This window comes from Bacteroides gallinarum DSM 18171 = JCM 13658 (assembly GCF_000374365.1).
Classification (GTDB): Bacteria; Bacteroidota; Bacteroidia; order Bacteroidales; family Bacteroidaceae; genus Bacteroides; species Bacteroides gallinarum.
Genome location: NZ_KB894191.1, coordinates 1 through 11,327, shown reverse-complemented (window position 1 = coordinate 11,327; position 11,327 = coordinate 1). Strand labels below are relative to the sequence as shown.

The window sequence follows — 11,327 nt, the reverse complement described above, 5'->3', positions numbered from 1 at the left end:
CCTGTCTCTCCGCAACAAACGCTGAAAATCAGCAGATTGCAAAACAAACACCCAGTTTTACACCCAAGAATGTAAAGTCTGGTGTTTTTGTTTTATTTAAGATAATACAACCACTACATAATAAAAGAGTAGCGATATTAAAAGAATCCGATGAGAAAAGACTAATATTTATCTATCCATTCACTTTGATTTTTCAGGACTTTACATCGTCCTGAAAGTATTTGTTATTGTATTCCAACGTCAGGAGTGGATTATAATACAAGTTTTTTGTGTGGATAGAATTTCGTTTTGCTTAATGTACGAAAGTACTTATCTATAAACGCATGAAATATTAGCACAATGAATCATTGGAAATCAACTTTGGCCGTGATAGGAATAGGCCAACTCATATCTATTTTAACAAGTACGATTGTTGGCTTCTCCATTATTTTTTGGATTAGCAACGAATTTAAATCCCCGACAGCTTTATCTCTGGCTATTTTAGCTGGATTTTTACCACAATTTGTATTAGGCTTGTTTACCGGGGTCTATGTTGACAGATGGAATCGAAAGAAAACGATGTTTTATTCGGACTTGTTCATCGCGTTCTGTACCCTATGTCTTTTTATTGTGATAACCAAGGGTTATAAAGACCTTTCTTTTTTTTATCTATTGACTGCTTGTCGTTCAATAGGCAGTACGTTTCATGCACCTGCTTTACAGGCAAGCATCCCTCTACTGGTTCCCAAGCACCATCTTGTCAGGGTATCAGGTTTGTACCATTCCATTCAATCCTTCAGTGAGGTGATAGCTCCCGTTGTAGGGGCAAGCCTCGTTGTTTGGCTTCCCATACAGTATATTCTGCTCATAGATGTGATCGGAGCTGTTGCTGCTTGTCTGACCTTACTTTGTGTCCAGATTCCTTCTCTTCAAAAAACGAAAGTTCTTCCAGATTTCAAAAAAGAACTGACGGAATGTTGGCATACCTTGCGGCGTACAATGGGCATTTTGCCTTTATTCGTATGCTTTACGCTGGTGACTTTTGTCCTTATGCCTGTTTTTACGTTATTTCCTTTTATGACGCTTCTGCATTTCAACGGAAACATTTTGCAAATGGGAGTTGTGGAAATGGGTTGGGGCTCAGGGGCATTGTTGGGCGGTTTAGTACTTGCCTGTAAGGCTTTGAAAAGCAAGCAAACATTAGTGATGCATACGGCTTATGTGATATTGGGATTGTATCTGATTAGCGCCAGTTATTTACCATCAAGCGCATTTATAGGTTTTGTTTGCCTAACATTTACAGGAGGCATAGCCTATTCCATTTACCATGCGCTTTTCATCGCTATTATTCAGCAGAACTTGGCTTCGGACATGCTTGGACGGACTTTTTCTCTCATCTTTAGTTTGAGTACCTTTCCATCAATGCTGGGTATCGTAGCTTCAGGATATTGGGTGGAAGCATGGGGTATCACATCCGTCTTTATGATCAGCGGATGGGTTATCTTTCTGATTGGAGTGGGTGCAAATTTTATTTCTTCAATCAAGCAGTTGGATAATTACGCATAGTATTATTTATTAAAGAATTATTATATGACAAAGAAAGAACACACTACGATTACAGAGTTATTTCAAGTTTTGGACTTGTTGGAAAGCCTGGACATGCAGTTTTGGTTGGATGGAGGCTGGGGAGTGGATGTCTTGTACGGACAGCAAACCCGCTTGCATAGAGATATTGACATTGATTTTGATGCCAATTATACAGACCAACTCCTTGATCTTTTGCAGGAGAGAGGATATCAAATTGAAACAAATTGGTTGCCCACCCGTGTGGAACTGTATAGCAAAGAATTAGGCTATATTGATATCCATCCTTTTGTCTTGAATGCGGACGGCACTTCCAAACAAGCCGACTTGGATGGAGGCTGGTATGAATTTCAACCGGACTATTTTGGAACAGCAGTCTTTGAAGGCAGAAGCATCCCTTGCATTTCTGCAAAAGGGCAACAAGTATTCCATTCGGGCTACGATTTAAGAGAGAAGGATATTCACGATTTATCTATAATTAAACAATGTATAACAACAATGAGCCTAACAATTAGATAAGAACAAGAAAATGACAGAAAAACAAATTGTCTGGTATATCTTACTTACAGAAGTAAAGATAGACAGTGACACCCAGTCTGTCACATCCCTGAGTGTAGCTCCATTGGCAGTCTTGCCGGAATTCCAGCGTAAGGGAATTGGGGGGGGATGTTGATTCAGTAAGCCCATCAGAGGGCAGCACTTTTGGGTTACGGCACAGCAGTCGTATTGGGGCATAAAGAGTATTATCCTCGATTTGGCTATCGCAAGGCTATCGATTTAGGAATTGAATTTCCTTTCGAAGTCTCTCATGAATATTGCATGGTGGCTGAATTAATACCTGGAGCTACTGAGAATGTGAAAGGTATGGTTTGTTATCCAACTGACTTTAAATAGTTTAACAAGTAAAATTCATTATATAACTCGGACTGGGTATTTCAATTTCCCAGTCCGTATTCTGATAGTACTTATTCAATTGGAAGATTGTGTTGCTTCAAGAATGAAAGTTTATCCCAATACCCTCTTTGAAAGACGATTTTGTTATCTTTTACATGAAAAAATCCGCATCCACGAAGTCCAAGAGAGTCTTTCCATTCCATGATAGCCCATTCGCCATCTTCAAAAATATTTTCCACCATACAAACCATTTTAGCAGTGGCAAATTCATTCACAAACATTTTGTAGATTGATTCTTTACCTATTATTGGTTCGTTTGCGACTTGATGATTTACTGCATTAGTAGCATACAGCTCTGCTATATGATAAGCATCTGCTTTGTTAAAGCAATCTATCCATTTTTCCAAAACTTCTTTAGGCTTCATTTTTTATAAATTCTTAGGATTTTGATTCTGTAATAAAAACAATCTGTTTGGATGCATAGATACTTGATTTTATTAATAATAGGCTATTCTATATTCTAAATCCTCTGGATTTTTGCTCTCTCTGCACCGAGTTACGTAGATTCTGCTGTAACTTTTCCCATTGTTCCTTAAACCATTGTACTATGGGTTGTCGGTTTATGGTCAGCATAAGCTTACCACTATCCATCGGATGTTTCTCAACCCTAAAAATATCATTCTTGATGTCAAATTTCCACCTGTGTTCTTCGGAATAAATTTTGCCACTACATTGTATGGATTCTTTCTTTGTCAAGAGGTTTTCTATCATGTCTTTGGTAAACCCGATAACAGCGCATAATTTTTCCATTCTCAACATCTCTTTGAACATGGGAAACCATTTGTGGGCTTTTTCAAGCAAGGTGCTCAATCGTGATATTTCCTTGTCTTTGGCTTCAAGTTCTTGATTATGTATTCTTTGAAGATTACGAATTTGTCTGCTATGCTGTTCCTGTATTTGTTGTATCTGAATTTTTAATTCATCAGTAGCTTTGTCCCGTTTGGTAATTTCCTGATGTAGCTGCTCGATGTGATGTTCCAGTTCTTTCAGCTTACCGCTTCCGAAAAGAGAACCTACACCGCTTGCTATGGCGGTAGCAGCATTGGTGGCTGTTTTCTTTAGTTTGTCCGTGCGTATCTCTGCTTTTACCTGTTTGAGTTCCTGTTCGGCAAGGCTTACTTGTTGTTCCTTGTGTCGCTTGGTTTCCTCTATACGTTGCAGTTCGGCTTTCCGCTTCTCAATGATGAAATCATTTCGTTCCAGATGCTCTTTACCTGTGACAGCTTTTGCCTGTCCACGTTCCATCAGGAGAATATCGGAAGCAAGGGTCTGCATGGTTGCCATATCCTCGTCATTGAGCTTTCGGCTCTTTCCAGTTTCATGGTTCATCCAGTCGAATACGACATGAGCATGATAATTTGGTTTGAACCATCTGTTACCGACTTGGAAGCTCTCCTTGTCTTCTGCTTCCGGCTGACCGTTCAGCCAATGCCCTTCGTCTTTATGCAGGAAAATCTGTAGCGGAGTGATGCCCCAGCGTCTTTGGCACTCTTCACCGAATTTGCGTACATCAGCCAGTGTGGTGTCCGGTCTGATAAGCAATACTCCTTCACGGATGGGTGAGCATCCCGCCACCTTGATAATCTTTCCATTCTTTCCCTTGCGTTCCCTTTCCTTTTCCTGCATGGCACGTCCGGTCTTTTCCTTGACCATTTGCTTGATATTGTCATAATGAGTTCGCAGTTCGGGAGTGCCGAAGTCGGGATTTATCCACTGTTCGTTATCGGTGGAAAGTTCGGGAATGACATAGATTCTGGACTCCCCGATATTACGCATATACTCGGCAGTCCTTCGGTTGTGTGCCTCGCTCGATGCGATGTTGCAAGGCTTGATATGTATGCTTGATTTTGTTGCCATAGCTTCTTTCCTTTGTTTACAATTGATTTACTTTGCTCGCTTTCGCAGAGGGGTTCTTAGGGGTAACCCATAAGCGGAGATTGCAAAGAGAGGGTCACTCTTTGCTCGGGGTTCTCAGGGGTGAAACGCCCTGAGTGGGTCATTAGGGCAAAGCCCTAATCCCCTCGGGAGAGCCCACAACTACGAAAGCGAAGCGTGTAGTTATAGTGGGCTATAACTGGAAGCCGTTCTTCTTTTCCGGTGATTGGCTGCGCACCCCTTTGGCGGACTGGAGCTGCCTTTTTCTTTCAATCTGTTTCTGTAAGTATTCGTTCAAGTCCTTGCATCCTCTGTAAATCTGCGAAGCGTCCCGGATGTACCGCTCTCTGCCGTATTCCATGCGGATTTGCCGGAGTGCTTCCAGTCCTGCATGGTCGTTGTCGAAAAAGCAGTGGATGCGTTCGTAATTGCCCAACGGATAGAGAGCCTTGTTTACATTCGATACGGAGTTCAATACAATGTAGTCCTGCCCGTCCAATTCCGGATAATTTGGGCAGCTCTCTTGTCTCAATGTCAAAAAGGAGAGGTAGTCCATAAATCCCTCGAACACATAACAGGTATTCCTCGCTTTTCCCGACTGCCTGATGTGGGAGATTTCCTTTGGGGCGATGCAGCCCTTGAAATAGCGGTTGCGGATTTCATATCCACACGAACCATTGGGAAAGGCGATGGCAAAGTACCGCTTGCCGTTGTGAGTGAAACGTGCTTCACTACATTCTCTTTTCGCCAGTTTTATGTTAATTCCTCTACCTTGTAAGTAGGCAAGCAGGGCAGTAGATGACAGCGGAACAATCTCCAACTGTTGGAAGCTCGGCTCGGAAGAGTTTTGCTTTCCAAAAGAGAAAGATACCGGGCGCACGTGCGGTGTCTGCTCTGCTATCCGTTTCAAGATGTAAGGTACATGGTCGGTAGCGTACAGGTGTGCAGCCAGTTCTATGATACCACCACCTTTACCCAAACCGAAGTCATACCATTGTTCACGTTCGGTATTTACCTTGAACGAGGCTTCGGCTTCTTCCCTTAACGGTGATTTATACCACAGATTGACACCTTGTTGCTTGACGGGAGAATATCCTAAACTATGCAGATAATCCGCTATTCTGATTTGCTTGGCTGTCTGTATATCCATAAAATGATTGTTTTAGTAGTTGGTGAATTGGTTTATTTTTCTTTTTGCCCGTACCTTTTTAGGAAGTACGGTCTATAATCACTTCACTAAATTCTCGTATATATAGGATACGGTAATAAAGTGAAGTGATTTAGTCCCATTCCCCAAGCACTTCACTATATTCCTAATATATACACCCCGAGAATAAAGTGAAGTGATTGCAGGGAAATGGGCTAATAGTGGAAGTCAGGCATGAATGTGTATTTTCTGCCTGTCTCCTGCACTATCATCCGTTTGTTGCGGAGCATGGTGATGAGCGATACCGCCTTTTTATGGTTCAACTTTACACCCACTGACATATAGGTCTTGATTAAGGCATCTTCCAGTTCCTTGTAGCCGTATTCCTCTTTCAGCCCGAAAACGGCTTCCAATGCGATACGGTGCTGCTGCTCGGTGATATGCCTGTAAGGGTCGAACTTCTCTTCTTCGGGTCTTCCCGGCTTCTTTGTTTCAGGTTTGTATCCCTCAATGAGTTCGGGAAGGGCTTTGTCGTTGATACGGAATGCGAAAGGCTCAAAGTCCATTGCCCGGATGTGAATGGCTGAAACATGGCTGATGTCACCGTTGCCCTTGTCCTTTTCTACCTGCAATACGGTTTCCGCCTTGTTGTTCAACTCCGTACCAATGTGCCCTCTTGCGTTCTCATCCCCTTTGTTCTGATGCAGTATCGTATGGATATGTATCTGCCTGTCGTCCGTCCACTGCATCAGCTTGGATATGATGCGTGTTGATTCACTGGGGCTGTTGATGTCATACACCATATCCCGTATGCCGTCTATAATTACAAGACCGATTTCGGGTGTATTGTAAATAGCCTGTTCCACAATCCTGATACGCTGCTCAGGCGTGTATTTTCTTAAGGCAAGAAATTCAAGATTCTCATTGTCCCTATCATCTGGCAAACCAGCCATTCGCAAAATGCGCGTCATGACTTTCAGACAATGGTAAGGGCTTTGCTCTGTATCAACATAAAGCACTTTCCGCTTATCTTCAGGCAGTTCAGCCACATACCGCAGCACTGTGCCGTTCTTCAATGCAGCGGCTACGATAGCCGATACATTGAACGTTTTTTTACTTTTGGCTTTGCCGATGGATGCGCTGAAATTACCCAATGTCCCAATGACAGAATCATGTACTTTAAGGATTTCAGGTGCTTTCTCATAACTTTTCGACAGGCTCAAACGTGAGGCTTGCCAAAGGATTATGGCTTCTTCAGCCGATATTTCCTTAGTCTCTTTCATATAGTCCATAGCCATGCCTCCCGTTATTTCCGTCCTCCTGTTTTCTTTCCAGCCAGTTCAAGGGCAAGCTCAACATCCACGATAATCTTACGTCCTATCTGAGTGATTGCCTTGTCAATCTTTCCGCTTTTCTTGATACGGTTGGCGGTGGGTAGGCTGCACCCGAACAGTTTGGCTATGCCCAGTATTCCGTACACATATTTTCTTTCTGTGTCTGTAATGGGCTGTGGCTGCGTTTCCGTTTGACGGGAAGCGTGCTTACTTAGGAATATGAACTCTTCACCTGTCATCTGCCAGACGGGTTTTGATAATAATTCTTGAAGATTTTTCATCGTTCAATCTATTTAGTCGTTTAACAATCAGCCCTGCGCACTGGCTGTTATCTCTGTTCTCGAACGATGCAAAATTAGGTAGGGTTGTAAGTGGTAAGGATGTGGTTGATATAAATGGAATATCTTGTTATTTATCTGAATATCAGATAATAAAAATACCACTCAAAAATTTAATTTGAGTGGTAAAAGTGGTTGTTTCGTAAAATGTCAGGGCATATCACAGATTATCGGAATATACCATCCATTTCTTTGGCAAATTTCCGGTTGCTGTCACTGGGGAAATCGGAAACAGGCTCTTTGTACTTTGACTTGTAGTAGCTTTCCTCAATATCCAATATTTTCAGGATATTCCTCTTCCAATTCTCCCTGTCCTGTTTGGGCAGTTTTTCGCTCATCAGGAATATCAGATAGCAGGTACGTATTTTTTCTCTCGGTCTGATTTGGGGTTTGGTGTCGCTTGGTAGCAGGTTCATGCAGGTATAGAAATCATGTTCGGAAATATTCTCGAACTGTTCTCCCACGCAGGTTACATGAATGAGCGAAAGCAGTTCCATATTGAAATACTCAGTCTGTTTCGTTCCCAGCACTTCTTCCTGTATGTTGGGGGCATTTGGTTCTTGTTCGGCTGGCTCTTCCGGCTCGTTTGTTTCATCAAATACATATTTCGCCAATGTCTCTTTGAGGTGGCAGCCCAGCCGATAGATTTCATTGAAACGGCTTTTTGCATATTGCAGGGCTTTCTCTCTGGTCTGTTTTTGCAGATCGTAGAGTTCGGTCAGCTTGTTTTTTTTCTCCTCGTATTCATCTTTGCACCGTTCATATTCCATTTCCGCACGCTTTTCATCCTCTGCAGTGTGTTCCCGATAACCTATGGAATCGTATCGGTGGTATGCTTCGTTTAGCGGAGCATGGAGCTTGGTCGTCTTGTATTGCTGTTCTTCTATGGCTTCTTTATAGATTTCTGAAACTCGGAAGCAGATATTGTAAACGGTCTGTTCATCCGGCATACATCCTTTCTTGTAATAACTTATGTTTTCGCATACTTCCTTTTTCAGGCTATTCAGAATCAGTGTGTATTGCTCCTGTGGAAGATGAAACACCAGTTCAAGAATGGCTGTTTCAAGAACCGTTACATCATTGTAGTCCAGATAGAACTTGGTAATGAATTTCTGCTTTTCAAAAGAGAAACCTTTATTATCAAACCAGTCTTTATATATTCTGTTCAATTCTCCGTATCGGGGAATCAGCGTTGTAATTACATCTTTCATGGACGCAACTATTTTTGAGTGTTATTGTCTTTGTCAAGGAAAGAGGCCAGTTCTTCTTCCACTTCTTCCACGCTGGGCAACGCTGATTTCAGTTTCTCGGGAATCGCTTTGCTCAATTGGTAATCGCTGATGCCGATGGGCTGGTCATAGCCTGTCAATGCGTATTGTGCCACAACTTCGTCTTTTCCCTTGCATAGCAACAACCCGATAGTCTTGTTGTCATTCTCTCCCCTCAGTTTATCATCCACCACATTGATGTAGAAGTTCAGTTGTCCTGCATACTCCGGTTTGAATGGGGTAGCCTTTAATTCTACCACGATATATGCGTGCAACGGAATGGAATATAGAATCAGGTCGGCAAAGAAATCGCTGTTTCCGACTTGGAAGTGCTTCTGCCGGGCAACGAAGGCAAAACCGTTGCCCATTTCCAACAGGTAGCGGGTAACGTGTTTCACCAGCTGTTCTTCAATATCCCTTTCGTCTGCTTTTTCTTTGGCTCCTGCCAAATCAAAGATGTACGGGTCTTTGAGTAGGTAATTGGCAAGGTCGCTTTGTGGAGCCGGAAGTGTGGTCGTGAAATTGTTTACCTTGTTGTTGCTGATTTGTCGGCTATACAAATCACTGTCAATTTGCATTTTCAATACATTGCTGCTCCATCCTATTTCCACAGACTGCTTCATGTACCAGTAGCTTAGACCTAAAGGTAGCGAACTGTCAAGTATAGTCATTTGGCTTGTCCAGTTTATTTTGGCTATAGGAGAGGTCAAGAAAACTTCTTCTATTTCCCTGATTCCCATCCTGTAAATGGCAGACACGGTTTTTCCCACATCTTCAAATTGCGCAGGAACTTCCTGCGTAATTGCTAATGATTGACAATCAATCGATTGTATTTGCGCAGTAAGTTCCTGCGTAAATTGCTTGTCATTCAGTTTTAATACTTCATTGGTCACACTCTGTATGGTTGGGACAGACAGGCTTGCATCTGTTTCTATGAAACTTTGCAACGCTCTTAAAGGATATGCTTTTGCAAACTGGCACATATAGGTAAGGTTACGTTCCGAATAGCCTTTCTTTTCAGGGTAATGCAGTCGGATAGCCTTTGCCAACTGCTTGATGATTTTGCTTCCCCATCCGTGCAGCTGCTGGTGATAAAGGATGTAATTGCCTATCTTCCAGTAATGGAACAGCATTTGTGCATTGGCTGCAACAATCAGCCTTACTTGTGCCTGTTCTATTTCCGAACCGACCGCTTGTATGAATGTATCAAAATTCGTTTTCTCTATGTTGGATTCCTTGTTGCTCATATTGTGATGATAATTTCTACAAATATAGTCATTGGTAACTATCTATGAAACTGTTTGATACTTTTATAGTTGATTAAACTTGTTCATGGCATTTGCCTTAATATCATCCGCTATGTCAATGTAGGGTTTCATAGCTTTGTAGTCGCTGTGTCCCGTCCATTTCATGACCACCTGTGCCGGGATTCCGAGAGCCAGCGCATTGCAGATGAATGTCCTTCTTCCTGCATGGGTACTGAGCAAAGCGTATTTGGGTGTGACTTCATCAATACGTTCATTTCCCTTGTAGTAGGTTTCCCGTACAGGCTCGTTGATTTCTGCCAGTTCGCCCAGCTCTTTCAGGTAATCGTTCATCTTCTGGTTGCTGATGACGGGCAGAGCCATGTAATTCTCGAAATGGATGTCCTTGTATTTGTCCAGTATGGCTTTGCTGTATTTGTTCAGTTCAATCGTCAGGCTGTCGGCAGTCTTGACTGTGGTTATTTCGATGTGGTCGGACTTCACATCGCTTCTTTTCAGATTGCGAACATCCGAATACCGCAAACTCGTAAAGCAGCAGAACAGGAAAACATCACGCACACGTTCCAGGTATTGCTTATCCTTGGGTATCTGGTAGTCTTTCAGCTTGTTCAGTTCATCCCAAGTCAGGAAGATTACTTTTTTCGAGGTGGTTTTCAGTTTCGGTTTGAACGTATCGTATGCAATGTTCTGATGATGTCCTTTCTTGAAGCTCCAGCGCAGGAACCATTTGAGGAATCCCATTTGCTTGCCGATGGTGCTGTTTCTCATATCCTTGGTGTCACGCAGGAAGTTGACGTATTCGTTCAATCCAAACTCGTTGAAATAGTTGAACGTTGCATCCTCCTTGAACTCTTTGAGGTGGTTCCTCACTGCTGCAAATTTTTCATAGGTGGATGCCGTCCAGTTATTCTGGTTACCGCACTCTTTTACAAACTCATCGAACACCTCCCAAAAGCTGACAGGGGCTTCTTCCGGCTGTTCTTCGCTGGTGTCTTTCATTCTCATGTTGAAAGCTTCCTTCAACTGTTGGGTCGTTGGCATGACCTCCTGCACCTCAAATTCCTTGAAAATATTCTGGATTTCGGCATAGTATTTCAGCAAGTCCGTATTGATTTCGGCTGCACTTTGCTTTAGCTTGTTGGTACATCCGTTCTTTACCCGCTGCTTATCTGCATCCCATTTGGCTACGTCAATCCGGTAGCCCGTTGTAAACTCGATGCGTTGGCTGGCAAAGATGACACGCATACGGATGGGTACGTTCTCTACGATTGGCACACCGTTCTTTTTCCGGCTCTCCAATGCAAAAATGATGTTGCGCTTGATATTCATAATTGGGTGCGTTTGAAATTCTACACCCAAATATACACCCAATTATTGAGATAGCAAAAGACATTTAGAAACATTTACTTTTACTCTATATTGTAATTTACACTTGATTATCAGTCGTTTGCAGTTTTATGATATTCTGTGAAAGTATAAGTTCGAGAGCCTGTCTCTCCGCAACAAACGCTGAAAATCAGCAGATTGCAAAACAAACACCCAGTTTTACACCCAAGAATGTAAAGTCTGGTGTTTTTGTTTTA

Annotated in this window: 12 protein-coding genes; 4 read left to right on the top strand and 8 right to left on the bottom strand. The window is 42.5% G+C overall.

The genetic code is table 11. The annotated features are described in order from the left end of the window. The 4 genes from C233_RS24715 to C233_RS24670 form a co-directional block, all read left to right on the top strand. The coding region (locus C233_RS24715) for a hypothetical protein (RefSeq protein ID WP_208598140.1) at nt 1–215 on the top strand (215 nt) is incomplete at its 5' end. 124 nt (nt 216–339) lie between these two features. Beyond that, a complete protein-coding gene (mef(En2), locus tag C233_RS0121350) occupies nt 340–1,545 on the top strand; it encodes a macrolide efflux MFS transporter Mef(En2) (RefSeq protein ID WP_005924254.1) in 1,206 nt (401 codons plus the stop codon). A gap of 24 nt (nt 1,546–1,569) precedes the next feature. After that, entirely contained in the window at nt 1,570–2,082 is a 513-nt protein-coding gene (gene lnu(AN2), locus C233_RS0121345; RefSeq protein WP_004308783.1) for a lincosamide nucleotidyltransferase Lnu(AN2), read from the top strand. A 183-nt stretch (nt 2,083–2,265) separates the two neighbouring features. Then, nucleotides 2,266–2,457 carry a hypothetical protein gene (locus tag C233_RS24670; RefSeq protein ID WP_004308781.1) on the top strand — a complete coding sequence of 64 codons (192 nt, stop codon included), beginning with the start codon at nt 2,266–2,268 and terminating at the stop codon, nt 2,455–2,457. A 71-nt stretch (nt 2,458–2,528) separates the two neighbouring features. Here C233_RS24670 and C233_RS0121340 read toward each other — a convergent pair whose 3' ends face one another. The 8 genes from C233_RS0121340 to C233_RS0121305 all read right to left on the bottom strand — a co-directional run bounded on the left by C233_RS0121340 (nt 2,529) and on the right by C233_RS0121305 (nt 11,073). Then, nucleotides 2,529–2,882, bottom strand: a complete 354-nt coding sequence (locus C233_RS0121340) for a nuclear transport factor 2 family protein (RefSeq protein ID WP_004308780.1) — start codon at nt 2,880–2,882, stop codon at nt 2,529–2,531. Nucleotides 2,883–2,970: 88 nt separating this feature from the next. Next, on the bottom strand, nt 2,971–4,374 hold the full coding sequence (locus C233_RS0121335) for a hypothetical protein (RefSeq protein WP_018669519.1): 1,404 nt from the start codon (nt 4,372–4,374) through the stop codon (nt 2,971–2,973). Between the two features lie 211 nt (nt 4,375–4,585). After that, nucleotides 4,586–5,542, bottom strand: coding sequence for a toprim domain-containing protein (locus C233_RS0121330; RefSeq protein ID WP_004308778.1), 957 nt, complete (start codon nt 5,540–5,542; stop codon nt 4,586–4,588). A gap of 212 nt (nt 5,543–5,754) precedes the next feature. Next, on the bottom strand, nt 5,755–6,831 hold the full coding sequence (locus tag C233_RS0121325; protein ID WP_008766855.1) for an AAA family ATPase: 1,077 nt from the start codon (nt 6,829–6,831) through the stop codon (nt 5,755–5,757). 14 nt (nt 6,832–6,845) lie between these two features. Continuing rightward, the gene (locus C233_RS0121320) at nt 6,846–7,154 is read right to left on the bottom strand and encodes a DUF3853 family protein (RefSeq protein WP_004308776.1); all 309 of its coding nucleotides are present in this window, start codon (nt 7,152–7,154) and stop codon (nt 6,846–6,848) included. Between the two features lie 224 nt (nt 7,155–7,378). Beyond that, on the bottom strand, nt 7,379–8,422 hold the full coding sequence (locus C233_RS0121315) for a hypothetical protein (RefSeq protein ID WP_004308775.1): 1,044 nt from the start codon (nt 8,420–8,422) through the stop codon (nt 7,379–7,381). A gap of 8 nt (nt 8,423–8,430) precedes the next feature. Further along, a complete protein-coding gene (locus tag C233_RS0121310; RefSeq protein ID WP_005924237.1) occupies nt 8,431–9,726 on the bottom strand; it encodes a PDDEXK nuclease domain-containing protein in 1,296 nt (431 codons plus the stop codon). A 63-nt stretch (nt 9,727–9,789) separates the two neighbouring features. Further along, nucleotides 9,790–11,073 carry a site-specific integrase gene (locus C233_RS0121305; RefSeq protein WP_004308773.1) on the bottom strand — a complete coding sequence of 428 codons (1,284 nt, stop codon included), beginning with the start codon at nt 11,071–11,073 and terminating at the stop codon, nt 9,790–9,792. Nucleotides 11,074–11,327: the final 254 nt, after the last annotated feature.